The organism is Extensimonas soli (assembly GCF_029211265.1).
GTDB classification, from domain to species: domain Bacteria; phylum Pseudomonadota; class Gammaproteobacteria; order Burkholderiales; family Burkholderiaceae_C; genus Extensimonas; species Extensimonas soli.
The window spans coordinates 123021-138738 of sequence record NZ_JARGEL010000024.1 but is presented as its reverse complement, the minus strand read 5'-3'; the positions used below and the strand labels follow the sequence as shown (position 1 = coordinate 138738).

Genomic DNA, 15718 nt, shown 5'->3' with positions numbered 1-15718 from the left:
TGGACATGGACGCCTTTTTTGCCAGCGTGGAGCTGTTGCGCTACCCGCAGCTGCGCGGCCTGCCCGTGGTCATCGGCGGGCGGCGGCGCACGCCGCAGGAGGGCGCCAGTGCAGCCGATGCCGCCCTGCCGCTGTCGGCCTTCGAGCGGCTCAGAAACTACCAGGGCCGCGGCGTCATCACCACGGCCACCTACGCGGCGCGCGCCTTCGGTGTGGGCTCGGCCATGGGGCTCATGAAGGCTGCGCGCTTGTGTCCTGATGCCATCTTGCTGCCGGTCGACTTCGACGCCTACCGGCGCTACTCGCGCGCCTTCAAGGACGTGGTGCGCAGCTTCGCGCCGGTCATGGAAGACCGCGGCATCGACGAGGTGTATATCGACTTCACCCACGTGCCCGGCGGCCAGGAGCAGGGCGGGCGCGTGCTCGCGCAGCGCATCCAGCAGGGCATCCTCGCGGCCACGGGGCTGACCTGTTCGATCGGCGTGGCGCCCAACAAGCTGCTGGCCAAGATGGCGAGCGAATTCGACAAGCCCCAGGGCATTTCCATCATTTTCGAGGGCGACCTGGCCACGCGCATCTGGCCCTTGCCCTGCCGCAAGATCAACGGCATAGGCCCCAAGACCGATGCGCGCCTGCAGGCCCTGGGCATACACACCATCGGCGAGCTCGCGCAGCAGGATGCGGGCGCGCTGGTGCGGCACTTCGGCAAGGCTTACGGCGCCTGGCTGCACGACGCCGCCTGGGGGCGCGACGAGCGTGCCGTGGTCACCGAGAGCGAGCCCGTTTCCATGAGCCGCGAGACCACCTTCGAGCGCGACCTGCACGCGGTGCACGACCGCGCCGAGCTCGGGCGCATCTTCACCGCCCTGTGCGAGCGCGTGGCCGCCGACCTGCAACGCCAGGGCTACTGCGGCCGCACCATTGGCATCAAGTTGCGCTACGCCGACTTTCGCAGCGTCACGCGCGAGCAGACCATCGCGCTGCCCACGCAGGACGCCGCCACCATTCGCCGCGCCGCTGGGCAATGCCTGCGCCGCGTGGCTTTGACGCAACGCCTGCGCCTGCTGGGGGTGCGTGTAGGGAATCTGGTGCCGCAGAGTGAAGTCGCCTTGCTGCCCGTGGCCGCAGGAACGCCCGAGCTGTTCTGAATTCAGGAGTTGACCTGCGTCAAACCCCTGCCGGGGGCATGCCGGGAAGCTTGATGTGTTTCTTTACAAAAACCCTTGCAACCATGCGCATCAACCTCCCTGTCACCCAGCGCGAGTACGACTTCCCGGGCGAAGAACTGCTCATGTCCACCACGGACGCCAAAGGCCGCATCACGCACTGCAACGCGGCTTTTGTGCGCGTGAGCGGCTACGACTTTGCCGAGCTCATGGGGCAGCCGCACAACATCGTGCGCCACCCGGACATGCCGCCCGAAGCCTTCGCAGACCTGTGGAACACCATAGGTCACGGCCGCAGCTGGATGGGCATCGTGAAAAACCGGCGCAAGAACGGCGACCATTACTGGGTGCGCGCCTCCGTCACCCCGCTGATGGAGGGCAGCAAACCCAAGGGCTACATGTCGGTGCGTGCCAAGCCCACGCGCGAGGAAGTGCGTCAGGCCGAGGCGCTGTACGAACGCATCAAGGCAGAGCGCGAAGCCGGCCGGCGCACGGTACGCCTGCACGCTGGGCGCGTGCGCCGTGTGGGCTGGCGCGATCTGCCGGGCCGCTTGCACCGCGCCACACCCACGATGCGCATGGAGGCCATGCTGCTCGGCCTGATCGCGCTCACGCTGCTGCCGCTGTGGCTGGGCTGGCAAGATGGCAAACTGGTGCTGTTCCAGTTTTTGGCGCTGCTCTTGGGCGGGGGCTTCATCGTCTGGCGCTTTCACCGCAACGTGACGCAGTCGCTGCAGCAGGCCAACCTGCTCGCGCGCGACATCGCGGGCTGCGACCTCACTACTGCGCTGCAGTGGAATATGGACGCCATTCGCACGCCCATGGTCATGCTGACGGAGCGGCTGCAGCAGATACAGATCAACCTGCGCGCAGTCGTCGGTGATGCGTGCCACGAGATCGCCGGCTTCGGCAGTATCGCGGCCGAGCTCGCACAAGGCGCGCAAGACCTCTCGGCGCGCACCGAGGCGCAGGCCAGCAGCCTCGAAGAAACGGCCGCCGCGATGGAGCAACTGGCCAGCACCGTGCAGCAGTCCGCCGAGACCACGCAGCGCATCCAGCAGCAAAGCGAGCACAGCGCTGCGCTCGCGCGCACGGGCGGCACGGCCGTGCAGGCCGTGGGCGCGGCCATGCAGGAGATAGAAAACTCGGCGCGGCAGATGCAGCAGATCATTGGCGCCATAGAAGGCATCGCGTTCCAGACCAACATCCTCGCGCTCAATGCCGCCGTGGAAGCGGCGCGCGCCGGCGAACAGGGGCGCGGCTTTGCCGTCGTCGCGAGCGAGGTGCGTGCGCTCGCGCAAAACAGCGCCGCCGCGGCGCGCGAAATCCGTGCGCTGATAGGCAGCTCGAACGCGCAGGTCGGCCAGGGCGCGGGCCAGATGCGCGAAGCCGATGCAGCCATCGCGCAGGTGGTGCATTCGGTGGAACAGGTGAATGCGCTGATCGGCCACGTCACCGGCGCCGCGCGCGAGCAGGCGCTGGGCATCGCGCAGGTGAACCAGGCCGTGAGCGACATGGACAGGGTGACGCAGCAAAACGCCGCCCTGGTCGAAGAATCCGCCGCCGCGGCCACGGCCATGAACGGCAACGCCGGCATGCTCGGGCGCACGCTGGCGGTGTTCAGGCTGCACTGATGGCCGCACCTGCGACTGGCGGATGTTCGCCGTAGCCATTGCTGAATTTTTGTAGTTACAATTTGGCGATGGAAATCGAGTTCGACCCCGAGAAGCGAGCCAAGACCATGGTTGAGCGGGGAATCGATTTCGCACGCGCAGCAGAAGTTTTTGCGGGCAGGCACTTCACCGCCCGAGACCTGCGAGAGGACTATGCCGAGCCGCGCTACATCACCGTTGGCAAGCTCGATGAGCGGATGGTCATCATGGTCTGGACACCTCGCGGCGAGGTGCGCCGCATTATCAGCATGAGGAAAGCCAATGAACGAGAACAAGCCAGGTTCGGGCAACGCCTGGATTGACCCGGATGATGCGCCGGAACTGACGGATGCGTTTTTCGAAGCGGCCGACGAGTATGTGGGCGATACGCTCGTGCGCCGTGGTCGCCCGAGTGCTGGCAGGCCCAAGCAGGCATTGACGGTACGCTACGACGCCGAAGTCATCGAGGCCTTCAAGGCTACGGGCAAGGGCTGGCAGACACGCATGAATGCTGCCTTGAAAGACTGGNGGGCGCTGGCGGACGTCTGACGGTCATTTTGGCCGCGGCTTCGTCGTCCATGGCACCGGCCATGCACTCCTCAGCCGCGACCAAACTGCCTCGCCAGCCGCCTCGCCATCATCCCGCGTCCTAATGGGCAATCTGGGTTGAAATTTGGATAAAGCGCAAGATTCTCCATCGCAAAGAGGTTTTGCAAGATACCTGTCGAGTTGCTGGCAAAGGTGCGCAAGGCTGGCGGCGGCATCGAAGCGGCGCATGCCTGCATCGCCGCGGTGGCCGTCGCCAACGGGCTGACCGTGGCCACACGCGACACGGCCCCCTTTCAGGGCGCAGGGCTGAGCGTCATCAACCCTTGGCTGGCGTAAGGCGCTTGCGCTGCCGCAAATGTGCATGCGGGTTTCTCCGCAGAGGGGGTATGTGACCGTTTGTAATAATGCAGCTCCCTCGCGCATGCGCGAGGGATTTTCACGAGACTCGGATGCGCATCAATCTACCCGTCACCACCCAGGAATACGACTTCCCCGCCGATACCATGCTGGTATCGACCACCGACACCAAGGGCGTCATCACGCACTGCAATGCGGCGTTTCGAGAAACCAGCGGGTACAGCTACGATGAGCTCATCGGTCAGCCGCACAACCTGATACGCCACCCCGACATGCCGCCGCAGGCGTTTCGCGACATGTGGCAGACCATTGGGCGCGGCCTGACCTGGACGGGGCTGGTGAAAAACCGGCGCAAGAACGGCGACTTTTACTGGGTGCGCGCCAATATCACGCCCATCATGGAAGGCGGCAAGCCGCGCAGCTATATGTCGGTGCGCACCAAGCCCGGCCGTGAGGAGGTGCGCCAGGCCGAGGCCTTGTATGCGCAACTGCGCCGCGACGCCGAACAGGGGCGCACGGGGCTGCGCTTGCAGCAGGGGCGGGTGATACAGCCAGGTTTGCGCGGCGTCTGGCAGCGCCTGCGCTGGCTGCCGCCTGTCTATGGCCTGGGTGCGCTGCTGCTTGCGGTGACGGTGTTCGCCATGCTGCCTTTCATGTTCGGCGCAAGCGGCGCCTGGGCCGGGGGCGGTGTGCTTGCCTTGCTGCTGGCAGGGAATGCTGCGGTGCTCGCCTGGTTCCAGGCGCGCATCGTGGGCGGTTTGCGGCGCGCCGAAGCATTTGCGCGCGACGTTGCGGCCTGCAATTTGGCGGCACGAATCGACGGCTCCGACTTCGCGCCGGCGCTGCAAGGTTTGCTGCGCAATCTGCAGCAGATTCAGATCAATCTGCGCGCCGTGGTCGGCGACGTGCGCAGCGAAATCCAGGGTTTTTTACAGACCGCCGAAAGCATGGCACAGGCTGGGCAGGACTTGTATGCGCGCACCGAGGCCCAGGCCAGCAACATCGAAGAAACGGCCGCCACCATGCAGCAGCTCTCGGGCACGGTGCACCATGCGGCCGATACGGCCGGCCAGGTGGCGCAGGACGGCGCGCAGAGCGCCGCGCTCGCACAGCGCGGCGGGCAGGCTGTGCAGCAGGTGGGGCAGACCATGCAGGCGATCGAACAATTCTCGCACCGCATCAGCGAGATCGTCGCCGTGATCGAGGGCATCGCCTTCCAGACCAATCTGCTGGCGCTCAACGCCGCCGTCGAAGCGGCGCGTGCCGGCGCGCAGGGGCGCGGCTTTGCCGTCGTGGCCGGCGAGGTGCGCGGGCTCGCACAACGCAGCGCAGAGGCAGCCAAGGACATCCGCACGCTGATTGCTTCTTCGGTGTCGCAGGTCAGCGGTGGCAGCCAGCAAATGGCGCAGGCCGAGCAAATGATCGCTGCCGCAGTGGCCGCGGTCGAGCGCCTGAGCGCACTGGTGCGCCGCATCAGCGAAGCCACGCAAGAGCAGTCGCGCGGCATAGACCAGGTCAACGAGTCCGTCGTGCAGCTCGAAGCCGCGACCCAGCAAAACGCCGCGCTCGCCGAGCAGACCGCCACTTCGGCCGAGGAACTCGAGGCGCACTCGCAAATGCTCGCGCGCTCGGTCGATGTTTTTCGTCTGTAGCCCGGCCTAGTGCAGTGTTTGATGCTTGATGCGACAAATAAAACCGATGGATTTTTGGTCTGGGCAAGGCGCAAACCGCAGCGATACCGGGTGGTATCGCGAGGATTTGCAACGCGGCCCGGGCCGAAAAGACGCGGTTTTATGTCGCAGATAGCGTCGAACACTGCACTAACGCTACTGCCGCGCCGTGCGCACGTTCGCTGGCGGCCGTTGCGGGTGGCTGGTGCGCCAGGGGTTGATGTCGAGCCCGCCGCGGCGCGTGTAGCGCGCATAGACGGTGAGCTGCGTGGGCTGGCAGCGCATCCAGATATCCATGAAGATGCGCTCCACGCAGTGCTCGTGAAAGCCGCTGTGCTGGCGAAAGCTCACGAGGTAGCGCAGCAGGCCCTCCTGGTTGATCGGCGCGCCGCTGTAGCGGACTTGCACGCTGCCCCAGTCGGGCTGGCCCGTGACCGGGCAGTTGCTCTTGAGCAGGCGGCTCGTGAGCACTTCATCGTGCACGGGCGGCGCATCCTGCTGCACGGCGAGCAGCTCGGGCGCGGGCTGGTAGTGCGTGCATTCGACGTCGAGCCGGTCCAGGTTCAGGCCGTCGAGCTCGTGGATGGCCTGCTGGTCGAACTGCTCGGGCAGCAGCAGCTTTACGCCGATACTGCCGGGCGCAGCGGCGCCGCGCCACAGCGCCGCGCTGAGGTCGGCGCGGATGCGCGATTGCACCTCGGCTGCGTCGGCAAAGCGCGTCTGGCTGAAGCTGCCCAGGTAGAGCTTGAGCGACTTGCTTTCGATGATGTGCGGCGTCTCGCACGGAACCGTGAGGTGCGCGAGCGCCACCTGCGGCTTGCCGCGCGGGTTGAGCCACGAGAGCTCGTAGGCCGTCCACAGGTCGGCGCCGAAAAAGGGCGGCGCGGCCGTGATGCCGAGCTCGGCCCGCTGCGCCGCACGCGCTATCGGAAACAGCAGCGCGGGGTCGTACTGGTCGGCGTAGGCGACGGCCTGGCCCAGCGGCGAATGCTGCGGCGCCGGGCAGGGCGAATGGGCGGACGCGGGATTGTTGGGGGACATCAGATTTCTATCGAAAAAGTAGCTGCTTGCGCTTGATGTGCCTTGGCAAAAGGCCGATTTCATTCAAATTTTCCCGCGCGCAGCCACTTGGTTGCGATCCACTTTTCGCCCGCGATCACCGGCGTGCCCGCATGCAGGCTGCCGCTCGAAGGGTGCGCGCGCTCGTAGCTGAAGAACACGGCATTGCCGCGCTGCGCCGCGACCTCGAGGTGGATGCCCGGAAAGCCCGTGGCGCCGCCTTTTTCGGGCGTGTTGAGGTAGAGCACCAGCGTGCCCACGCGCTGGCCGCCGCGCGCGAGCAGCGTGGGTGTGCCGGGTGCGTCGGGGTCGAAGTAGTCGTAATGCGGCTTGTATTCGGCGCCGGGGCGGTAGTGCAGCACCTGCAGGCCCTCGCCGTTTTCCACGGGCCAGCGCAGCAGGCGTGCGATGCGCTGCTCTATGCGCTGCAGCAGCGGGCTTTCGCCGCGCTGAAAGAACATGCCCTCGCTCGTGCGGTCGACGTTGACCTCCTGCCCGCCCGTGGTCGTGGCCACGGTGAGCGAGCGCGCGAGGCGCGGGCGCGCGGCTTCGATGAGCGCGTCGCATTCCTCGGGCGCGAGCAGCTCGCCGAACACCACGATGCGCGGCTTGCCGAGCGCAAGCAGCACGCGCACCTGGCGCTCGCCCAGGTCGATCACCGTGGGCGCGTCGGCCAGATCGGGCTCGGGCACGGGGCTCGCGGGCGGCAGCCCCTGCGCGACGGCAACGGCGTCGAGGTGCGCGCGCAGCGTCTGCTCGAGCGCCTCGGCGGCCAGGGTCGCATCCCAGCCGGCTTGCTGCATGGATTGCTGCAGCGCAAGTGCGCTGCAGCCGGCCTCGGCCTGCGCGACGATCCACTGGCGCAGTTCGGGCGTGATCGTTTGGCTGCGTCGGCTCATGTGTGCGCCCCTGGCTGCGTACGCCGGAACACGAGGCGCTCGGGCACTGAAGCCGCAGGCGCAAAGGCGTAGCCCTCGAGCGCAAAACCCTCGAGGCCCGCGGGCGTGGTGAGGCGCTGCGTGATGGCGTAGCGCGCCATGAGGCCGCGCGCGCGCTTGGCGTAAAAGCTGATGATCTTGTAGCTGCCGCCCTTGAAGTCCTCGAACACGCAGTCGATCACGCGCGCGCGCAGCGCCTTGCGATCCACGGCCTTGAAATACTCCTGCGAGGCCAGGTTGACGACGGTGCGCTCCGCATGTCCTTGAGCTTCCCGCCCTGGTGATGAGAGCGCAGCTGGCTCTTGTTCTTGTAGCGCGGCGTTCAGGTAGTCGGCGATGCGCGTGCCCCAGAACTGGTACAGGTTTGCGCCCGCGGCGGTGGCCAGCGACGTGCCCATTTCGAGGCGGTAGGGCTGCATGCCGTCGAGCGGGCGCAGCACGCCGTACAGGCCGCTCAGGATCACGAGGTGTTGCTGCGCCCAGGCCAGGTCGGCCGCGTCCAGCGAGTGTGCCTGCAGCCCTTCGTACACGTCGCCGTTGAATGCCAGCAGCGCCTGGCGGCACGCAGATTTTGTGCACTGCGGCTGCCAGGCCTGGTAGCGCGCGACGTTGAGCGCCGCGAGCTTGTCGCTCAGGCCCATGAGCGAGGCGATTTCCTGTGGTGGCTTGCGGCGCAGCACCTCGATGAGCTGCGCCGCCTGCGCGGTGAAGGCGGGCTCGGTGCACGGCAGTTGCGCCGGCACGGGGGTGTCGAAGTCCAGGGTTTTGGCGGGCGAGAGCAAAAACAGCATGGCGATGGCACCTCAGGGAAAGTGGCATGGCGCTAGTGTAGTGTTCGACGCTATCTGCGACATAAAACCGCGTCTTTTCGGCCCGGGCCGCGTTGCAAATCCTCGCGATACCACCCGGTATCGCTGCGGTTTACGCCTTGCCCAGACCAAAAATCCATCGGTTTTATTTGTCGCATCAAGCATCAAACACTACACTAGCAGCCTGTCGGACTTTGGACGTCGATAGCGAGAATGGGCCCCAGCGAGGCCAGTTTTTGCCGGATTCGCAGCCCCATAGCGGGACTATGGGGTAAGAAGACGGTAAAAAATGGGCCGCTGCGGCACATTCGCAGCCGACGATTCCAAAGTCCGACAGGCTGCTGGCGGCCGCCTGCAGTGGGGCGGCACGCCAGCGACGCACGATTATGGGCGCGGCTCTTCGAACGGCAGACGCAGCGCGGCCAGATCGCGCCGGGTTTCCACGAGCACCAGCGGGCCTTCATCGGGCAGCACTGCGGCGGGGCGTTCACGCGACACATGGAGGGGCGCGGGCTCGGCGGCGATCGCGGCTTGCACGGCAGCGACCTTGGCCGGGTCGGAATTCACCCATTGCAGGCCGGCCTGGGTGGCTATTTGCTGCAGATCCTGCAGGGGCAGGGCAAAGCGCTGCGCTTGCGCTGGCGAGGCCGGGGCCGCAGCGGTGGCCGCGGGTGCGGTTTCGCGGACGACGCTGGCTTCGCTGGCAGGGGCGGCGGTGGCTGCCTCGGTCACTGCGGCAATGATCGCCGGGGTCGGCGCCGTAGGCTGCGCTGCTGCGGGGGCCTCGGCGGCGGCTTCAGCCACGGCTTCGCTCTGTGGCGCAGCGGCATAAGCCTGGGCGAAGTAGCTGCGGCGCGCGGGCTCCTGTTCGGCGGGCGCTGCAGCCTGCTCGGTGGGCAGGGCGGCTTGCGCGGTGGCCGCCTGTGGCGCCTCGGCCGGGGTGCCGGGCAGGGTGTCGAACTCCAGCAGCACTGGCGCTTCGCCCGCGGGCGTGGTGGGCGCGGCTTCCTCGGCAGCGGTGCTGTCAGCCTCGGCGCGCGGCGTGCGGCTGCGCCGGTCACGGCCGTAGCGGTCGCGCGAGCGGCGTTCGCGGCGCTCTTCGCCGCCTGCGGCTGCGCCGTTTTCTTCTGCCGTGGGCTGCGCAGCGGCAGCGCCGGGCGCGACTGCGCTGCCGCTCAGGTCGAGGTCGGGCAGCAGTTCGAGCGGCATGGTTTCGGCAAAACCGGAGACGGGCACTTCACTCTCGGCACTGCCCTCGGGCGCCTGGGCGGTGCGCAGGGCGCGCTCGCCGCGGTCAGGGCGTTCACCGCGTTCCCGGCGGCCTGCGCCCTCGCGCTCCCGGCGCGGTGCGCGTTCGCCGCGTGGCGCCAATGCCGGGGCTTCGGCGTCGGTGTCGCGGGCTTCGGCGGGGGCTGCGGTGGGGACGGCAGCGCCTTCGCCGGGGGTGCCGGCACGCGCCTCGGAATCGCGGCGGCCGCGGCCACGGCCTCGGCCGGTGGGGGCTTCGCCAGCGGGTTTTCCTGTCTCAGGTTTGTCTATGCCTGGCCTTTCGCTGCCCGCTTCGGCGCGGCGGCTGCGTGCTTCGGCGGCGTTTGGGCTGGCCTGGGCGGTGTCGCGTTGCGCGCCATTGCCCTGGCCATTGCCGGAGCCGCTGCGCTCACCGCGCCGGTTGCGCCCGTCGGCGCGGCCTGCGCGCCGAGGCTCTGCGGCGGGCGTGGCTGCGGCGGGGGGCGCCACGGGGACCGGGGTCGGCGTCGGTGGTGTGGCCGGTGCCAGCGGGGCCAGGCCCAGCAGGCGCTTGATCCAGGCAAAGAAACCGCGTTCCTGGGGCACGGGCGGGGGAGCGACCGGGGCGGCGGGCGCCGGCGGCACCGGTGGCACGGCAGGGGCCGTGCTGCGCGCGGCGGCGGGGCGCGGCGCGGCTGCTGGCGCGGGCATGTCGGGCAGCACGCCCTTGATGACCGGGGTTTGCCGGTTCGTGGGCTCTTGCGAGCGGCGCGTCACGGCCGTGGGGTCTTCGACTTCTTCGGCGAGCTCGTAGCTGGGCTCGATCTGATCGAGGCGCGGGTCGTCGTGCTTGAGGCGTTCGAGCTTGTAGTTCGGCGTCTCCAGTCCTTTGTTGGGCACGATGAGCACGCTCACGCGCTGCTTGAGCTCGATTTTGGTGATTTCGGGGCGCTTTTCGTTGAGCAGGAAGCTCGCCACCTCCACGGGCACCTGGCAGCGCACGGCGGCGGTGTTGTCCTTCATCGATTCTTCTTGAATGATGCGCAGGATCTGCAGCGCCGAGCTCTCGGTGTCGCGCACATGCCCCGAGCCGCCGCAGCGCGGGCAGGGGATGGACACGCCCTCGGAGAGGGCCGGCTTGAGGCGTTGGCGGCTCATTTCCATCAGGCCGAACTTGCTGATGGTGCCGAACTGCACGCGCGCGCGGTCCTGGCGCAAGGCGTCGCGCAGGCGGTTTTCGACTTCGCGCCGGTTCTTGGCCTCGTCCATGTCGATGAAGTCGATCACGATCAGCCCGCCCAGGTCGCGCAGGCGCATCTGGCGCGCCACCTCATCGGCGGCTTCGAGGTTGGTGCGCGTGGCGGTTTCCTCGATGTCGCCGCCCCTGATCGCGCGCGCCGAGTTCACGTCGACGGACACCAGCGCCTCGGTGTGGTCGATCACGATCGCGCCGCCGCTGGGCAGCTGCACGGTGCGTGCGTAGGCGGATTCGATCTGGTGCTCGATCTGGAAGCGCGAAAACAGCGCCGCGTCGTCGCGGTAGCGCTTGACGCGCGCCGCGTACTCGGGCATCACGTGCGCCATGAACTGCTGCGCCTGCTCGTAGATGTCGTCGGTGTCGATGAGGATTTCACCGATGTCGTGGCTGAAGTAGTCGCGGATCGCGCGGATCACCAGGCTCGATTCCTGGTAGATCAGGAACGCGCCCTTGCTGCCCTTGGCGGCGCTTTCGATCGCGCTCCAGAGCTTGAGCAGGTAGTTCAAGTCCCACTGCAGCTCGGCGGCGCTGCGGCCTATGCCGGCGGTGCGCGCGATGATGCTCATGCCCTTGGGGTATTCGAGCTGGTCCATCGCATCTTTGAGCTCGGCGCGGTCTTCGCCCTCGATGCGGCGCGACACGCCGCCGCCGCGCGGGTTGTTGGGCATGAGCACCACGTAGCGCCCGGCCAGGCTGATGAAGGTCGTGAGCGCCGCGCCCTTGTTGCCGCGCTCTTCCTTTTCGACCTGGATCAGCAGCTCCTGCCCTTCCTTGATCACGTCATTGATGCGCGCCTGGCTGACGGACACCCCTTCGGCAAAGTATTGGCGCGAGATTTCCTTGAACGGCAAGAAGCCGTGGCGCTCCTCGCCGTAATCGACGAAGCAGGCTTCGAGCGAGGGCTCGACGCGCGTGACCACGGCCTTGTAGATGTTGCCCTTGCGCTGCTCGCGCCCTTCGATCTCGATTTCGTAGTCGAGCAGTTTCTGGCCATCGACGATCGCCAGGCGGCGCTCTTCGGGCTGCGTGGCGTTGATGAGCATCCGTTTCATGATGCGTGTCCTTCTTGTTGTTGGTGCGGGCAGCGGCTTGGCAGCATGTGCGCTGCGTGGGGCCGCTGCCGGCGGGGGTCCAAATCAATGAATGCTCTGCCCTGCAGAGCTGCAAATGCCTGGACTGACGCATCGAAACGGAGGAAATGGCCAAAGCAGCCGCAAGCCCGCCGGGACCGATTGGTTCCGCTTGCGGCGCGCGCGACAGGGGCGTGGGGATGGGGCGAGCAGGGATTGCCTGGCAGGCTGGTTTGCTGCGTCAGTGATAGCTTCAAGCGCAGGCTGCGCCTTGGCTGGAACCACTTTTTGTGCCAGAAACTGGGGCGTGGGCCAGTGCCAGAGCACGCTCCACAAGGCCATCAGCAACCACATTGCTCGCTTTGATCCGCCGGCACAGGCTGTGAGGAGCTTGTGCCGGCTTGGGGATTCCATTGTTGGGGTTTCGATTCGTCGGTCCGCAGCGTGCTGCGCGGGCCATCGCAGACGGCTGGCCTGCAATGTGCGCACGACGCCCGCTGGCATCGACCTGCCTGCGCGTGCGGGGTTGACAGGGTCGGCTAAACTCGATCCAAATCAACCACTTACACGTACAGGTGAAACGAATTATAGGGGCCAAAGCGAATTCGCCGGCGCCGGCGGCGCGAACGGCCGCAGCGTCCCCGGTGGCGCGCGTGCATGCGCGGCCCGGAGCGCCCGAAGTGCGCACGCTGCAGGTCGATGAAGAATCCACGGGCCAGCGGCTCGACAATTTTTTGCTGCGCCAGCTCAAGGGCGTGCCCAAAACGCATGTCTATCGCATCATCCGCAGCGGCGAGGTGCGCGTGAACAAGGGCCGTGCGCGCGCCGATACGCGCGTGCAGGCGGGCGACGCGGTGCGCCTGCCGCCGGTGCGCGTGGCCGCGCGCGCCGCTGGCCTTGGCACCGGCCCCGAGGCCGACGCGCAGGCCGCGGCGCATGTGCCGCCGCGCCACTTCCCCATTCTTTTCGAAGACGAGCAGCTGATCGCGCTCGACAAGCCCGCGGGCGTGGCCGTGCATGGCGGCAGCGGCGTGAGCTTTGGCGTGATCGAGCAATTGCGCCGCGCGCGGCCCGAGGCGCGCTTTCTGGAGCTCGTGCACCGGCTCGACCGCGAGACCTCGGGCATCCTGCTCGTAGCGAAAAAGCGTTCGGCGCTCACGCGGCTGCAAGACCAGTTCCGCGGCCGCGCCACGGGCAAGACCTACCTCGCGCTGGTCACGGGCGTGTGGCCCGCGAACAAGAGGGTGATCGATCTGCCGCTGCACAAATATCTGTTGCCGGGTGCATCGGGTGCATCGGGCGCGCCGGGCCAGGCTGGGCAAGGCGGCAGCGCGGGCGAGCGGCGCGTGCGCATCGCGCGCGCCGACGATCCGCAGGGCCAGCGCGCGATCACGCTGGTGCAGGTGCGCAGCGTCCTGCCCGCGCGGCCTGACCAGGGCCTGCCCGCGATGACGCTGCTCGAAGTGACCATCAAGACCGGGCGCACGCACCAGATCCGCGTGCACCTCGCCAGCCAGGGCCACCCCATCGCGGGCGACGACAAATACGGCGACTTCGAGCTCAACAAGCGCCTCGCGCGGCTCGGGCTCAAGCGCATGTTCTTGCACGCCTGGCGGTTAGAGTTCAGCCACCCGGCCACGGACGCGCCCGTGCGCCTGCATGCCGAGCTGCCGCCCGAGCTGGCCGGCTTTTTGCCCACCGAGTGAAACCCATGCCTACCTCTGCACCTGCTGCGCCTGCTGCGTCCGCTGCGTCCGCCGCACCTCCCGCCGCCGAGCGCCCGCGCCGCTTCGACCTGATCGCCTTCGACTGGGACGGCACATTGTTCGACTCCACCGCCATCATCGTGCGCTGCCTGCAGGAGGCCGTGCGCGACGTGGGCGGCCCGGTGCCGGCAGACCAGGACGCCGCCTACGTGATCGGCATGGGCCTGCCCGAAGCGCTTGCGCACCTCACGCCCGGCCTGCCGCCTGCGGCCTACCCCGAGCTGAACCGGCGCTACCGCTACCATTACGTGCGCCACCAGAATGACATCAGCCTGTTCGACGGCGTGCTGCCCATGCTCGAGCAGCTGCGCGCGCGCGGGCATTGGCTGGCCGTGGCCACGGGCAAGAGCCGCCGCGGGCTCGACGAGGCGCTGCAGGCCGCCGCGCTGCGCGCGCTGTTCCACGCCACGCGCACCGCCGACGAAACCGCGGGCAAGCCGCACCCGCTGATGCTGCACGAGCTCATGGCCGAGCTCGGCGTCGCACCCGAGCGCGTGCTCATGGTCGGCGACACCACGCATGATTTGCAAATGGCGCAGAACGCGGGCTGCGCCGGCGTGGGCGTGGCCTACGGCGCGCACGATCCGCAAGCCTTCGCCGCGCTGCAGCCGCTCTATGTCGCGCCCTCGGTGGCGCAGCTGCATGGCTGGCTGCTGCAGTCGGCCTGATGCCTGGCCATGAGCAGCGCACCTGCCGCATCCGCCGCGATCCCGCTGTGCCGTAGCAGCGAGCTGCAAGAGCGCGGCCTGGCCGTGCCCTTCGACGTGGTCTATGGCGGCCAGACCTGCCGCGCCTTCGCCATCCGCTTCGAGGGCCAGGTGCATGCCTACCTGAACCGCTGCACGCACATCGCGATGGAGATGGACTACCAGCCCAACCGTTTTTTCGACGCGAGCGGCCAGTGGCTGCTGTGCGCCACGCACGGCGCCGCCTACGCGCCCACGAGCGGCGCCTGCGCCGGCGGGCCCTGCCGCGGCGGGCTGGTGAAAATCGCCGTCACCGAAGCAGACGGCATGGTGCACTGGCATACTGCCCACAATCTTCGCCCCGCCGAGTTCTGACATGACCGACCCCGCCGCCCCACAGCCCCCCGAAGCCCCCCGAGAACCTGAGCAAAATATGCCTCCAACGCCCAATCCATGGGCGCAAGAAGCTCCTAATACAGAAGCAAACGCGGCGCCGCGCCGGGCCTCGTTCGAGACGTCGCCACAAGAGCCCGGCTGGGAGCGCGCCGTGCTCGAAAAACTTGCCTTCGCCACGCTCGAAGAGCAGCGCCGCGCGCGCCGCTGGAAGGTGTTTTTTCGCTTCGCCTGGCTGGCGGTAGTGCTGGTCATAGGCGCAGTCGTGTTCTACGAAAACACGCCCGGCGCAGACGTCATCAAACCCCACACTGCGCTGGTCGAGATCAAGGGCGAAATCGCCGCCGACATGCCCGCCAACGCCGACGACATCGTGGACAGCATGCGCAGCGCCTTCGAGGACGAGGGTGCCAAGGCGCTCGTGCTGCGCATTGATTCGCCCGGCGGCAGCCCCGTGCAGGCCGGCATCATCAACGACGAAATCGTGCGCCTGCGCGCCAAATACCAGAAGCCCGTGTACGTCGTGGTGGGCGAGACCTGCGCCTCGGCCGCGTACTACATCGCCTCAGCCGCCGACGAAATCTACGTTGATAAAGCCAGCATCGTGGGCAGCATAGGCGTGCTCATGGACGGCTTTGGCTTCACGGGCGCTATGGAAAAGCTCGGCGTCGAGCGCCGCCTGCTCACCGCGGGCGAGAACAAGGGTTTTCTCGACCCCTTCAGCCCGCAGACCGAAAAGCAGCGCGAATACGCCCAGGCCATGCTCAACCAGATCCACCAGCAGTTCATCAGCGTGGTCAAGGCGGGGCGCGGCGAGCGCCTCAAGCCCACGCCTGAGACCTTCAGCGGCCTGTTCTGGACCGGCCAGCAGGCCGTGGAAATGGGCCTTGCCGACCACTACGGCAACCTCGACTATGTGGCGCGCGAGGTCGTCAAGGCCGAAGACGTCATCGACTACACGCACCACGAAAACGTGGCCGAGCGCCTGGCCAAGAAGTTCGGCGCCGCCATGGGGCAGGGCACGGTAGCCGCCTTGCGCGCGGGGCTGCCGGCGCTGCGGTGAGGGGGCCTCGCCATATGCAGGAAAGGCGTGCAGGTGCCATCCGCTTCGCCATTCT

General features: G+C 67.7%; 13 protein-coding genes and 1 pseudogene. 10 read left to right on the top strand and 4 right to left on the bottom strand.

The annotated features are described in order from the left end of the window. The first annotated feature begins 5 nt into the window (after window positions 1-5). From dinB to PYV55_RS11430, 6 genes and pseudogenes are all read left to right on the top strand, one after another. A complete protein-coding gene (gene dinB / locus PYV55_RS11455) occupies window positions 6-1148 on the top strand; it encodes a DNA polymerase IV (protein ID WP_472924679.1) in 1143 nt (380 codons plus the stop codon). Window positions 1149-1231: 83 nt separating this feature from the next. Then, complete coding sequence (locus tag PYV55_RS11450) at window positions 1232-2800, top strand: methyl-accepting chemotaxis protein (RefSeq protein WP_275851248.1); 1569 nt, start codon at window positions 1232-1234, stop codon at window positions 2798-2800. Between the two features lie 68 nt (window positions 2801-2868). Further along, entirely contained in the window at window positions 2869-3141 is a 273-nt protein-coding gene (locus PYV55_RS11445) for a BrnT family toxin (protein WP_275851246.1), read from the top strand. Then, window positions 3101-3346, top strand: a pseudogene (locus PYV55_RS11440) (BrnA antitoxin family protein); the annotation flags it as partial. The gene PYV55_RS11445 and the pseudogene PYV55_RS11440, both read left to right, overlap by 41 nt. A gap of 213 nt (window positions 3347-3559) precedes the next feature. Beyond that, on the top strand, window positions 3560-3703 hold the full coding sequence (locus PYV55_RS11435; protein ID WP_407066797.1) for a hypothetical protein: 144 nt from the start codon (window positions 3560-3562) through the stop codon (window positions 3701-3703). Window positions 3704-3816: 113 nt separating this feature from the next. Further along, a complete protein-coding gene (locus PYV55_RS11430; RefSeq protein ID WP_275851244.1) occupies window positions 3817-5376 on the top strand; it encodes a methyl-accepting chemotaxis protein in 1560 nt (519 codons plus the stop codon). A 174-nt stretch (window positions 5377-5550) separates the two neighbouring features. On the opposite strand, the gene queF is transcribed toward PYV55_RS11430, so the two are convergent. From queF to PYV55_RS11410, 4 genes are all read right to left on the bottom strand, one after another. After that, complete coding sequence (queF, locus tag PYV55_RS11425) at window positions 5551-6435, bottom strand: NADPH-dependent 7-cyano-7-deazaguanine reductase QueF (protein ID WP_275851242.1); 885 nt, start codon at window positions 6433-6435, stop codon at window positions 5551-5553. Window positions 6436-6494: 59 nt separating this feature from the next. Continuing rightward, window positions 6495-7352, bottom strand: coding sequence for a 2OG-Fe(II) oxygenase (locus PYV55_RS11420; RefSeq protein WP_275851241.1), 858 nt, complete (start codon window positions 7350-7352; stop codon window positions 6495-6497). After that, window positions 7349-8182: a peroxide stress protein YaaA gene (gene yaaA / locus PYV55_RS11415; RefSeq protein ID WP_275851239.1), complete on the bottom strand. Its 834-nt coding sequence runs from the start codon at window positions 8180-8182 to the stop codon at window positions 7349-7351. The genes PYV55_RS11420 and yaaA overlap by 4 nt, the downstream gene beginning before the upstream one ends. A gap of 402 nt (window positions 8183-8584) precedes the next feature. Next, window positions 8585-11737 (bottom strand): Rne/Rng family ribonuclease, encoded by a 3153-nt coding sequence (locus PYV55_RS11410; RefSeq protein WP_275851237.1) that lies wholly within the window; start codon window positions 11735-11737, stop codon window positions 8585-8587. A gap of 593 nt (window positions 11738-12330) precedes the next feature. On the opposite strand from PYV55_RS11410, the gene PYV55_RS11405 reads away from it, so the two are divergent. Genes PYV55_RS11405 through PYV55_RS11390 form a run of 4 tightly spaced genes read left to right on the top strand, consistent with a single transcriptional unit; the run spans window position 12331 to window position 15663 of the window. Further along, a complete protein-coding gene (locus PYV55_RS11405; protein WP_275851235.1) occupies window positions 12331-13461 on the top strand; it encodes a pseudouridine synthase in 1131 nt (376 codons plus the stop codon). Window positions 13462-13466: 5 nt separating this feature from the next. Continuing rightward, a complete protein-coding gene (locus PYV55_RS11400) occupies window positions 13467-14189 on the top strand; it encodes an HAD-IA family hydrolase (protein ID WP_275851232.1) in 723 nt (240 codons plus the stop codon). A 9-nt stretch (window positions 14190-14198) separates the two neighbouring features. Next, entirely contained in the window at window positions 14199-14582 is a 384-nt protein-coding gene (locus PYV55_RS11395) for a Rieske (2Fe-2S) protein (protein ID WP_275851229.1), read from the top strand. Between the two features lies 1 nt (window position 14583). Beyond that, window positions 14584-15663 carry a S49 family peptidase gene (locus PYV55_RS11390; RefSeq protein ID WP_275851227.1) on the top strand — a complete coding sequence of 360 codons (1080 nt, stop codon included), beginning with the start codon at window positions 14584-14586 and terminating at the stop codon, window positions 15661-15663. Window positions 15664-15718 lie beyond the last annotated feature (55 nt).

Bases quoted from the DNA above. Each gene is read 5' to 3' on its own strand.
- dinB (WP_472924679.1), top strand. From the start codon at position 6: ATGGACGCCTTTTTTGCCAGCGTGGAGCTGTTGCGCTACCCGCAGCTG.
- PYV55_RS11450 (WP_275851248.1), top strand. From the start codon at position 1,232: ATGCGCATCAACCTCCCTGTCACCCAGCGCGAGTACGACTTCCCGGGC.
- PYV55_RS11445 (WP_275851246.1), top strand. From the start codon at position 2,869: ATGGAAATCGAGTTCGACCCCGAGAAGCGAGCCAAGACCATGGTTGAG.
- PYV55_RS11430 (WP_275851244.1), top strand. From the start codon at position 3,817: ATGCGCATCAATCTACCCGTCACCACCCAGGAATACGACTTCCCCGCC.
- queF (WP_275851242.1), bottom strand. From the start codon at position 6,435: ATGTCCCCCAACAATCCCGCGTCCGCCCATTCGCCCTGCCCGGCGCCG.
- PYV55_RS11420 (WP_275851241.1), bottom strand. From the start codon at position 7,352: ATGAGCCGACGCAGCCAAACGATCACGCCCGAACTGCGCCAGTGGATC.
- yaaA (WP_275851239.1), bottom strand. From the start codon at position 8,182: ATGCTGTTTTTGCTCTCGCCCGCCAAAACCCTGGACTTCGACACCCCC.
- PYV55_RS11410 (WP_275851237.1), bottom strand. From the start codon at position 11,737: ATGAAACGGATGCTCATCAACGCCACGCAGCCCGAAGAGCGCCGCCTG.
- PYV55_RS11400 (WP_275851232.1), top strand. From the start codon at position 13,467: ATGCCTACCTCTGCACCTGCTGCGCCTGCTGCGTCCGCTGCGTCCGCC.
- PYV55_RS11395 (WP_275851229.1), top strand. From the start codon at position 14,199: ATGAGCAGCGCACCTGCCGCATCCGCCGCGATCCCGCTGTGCCGTAGC.
- PYV55_RS11390 (WP_275851227.1), top strand. From the start codon at position 14,584: ATGACCGACCCCGCCGCCCCACAGCCCCCCGAAGCCCCCCGAGAACCT.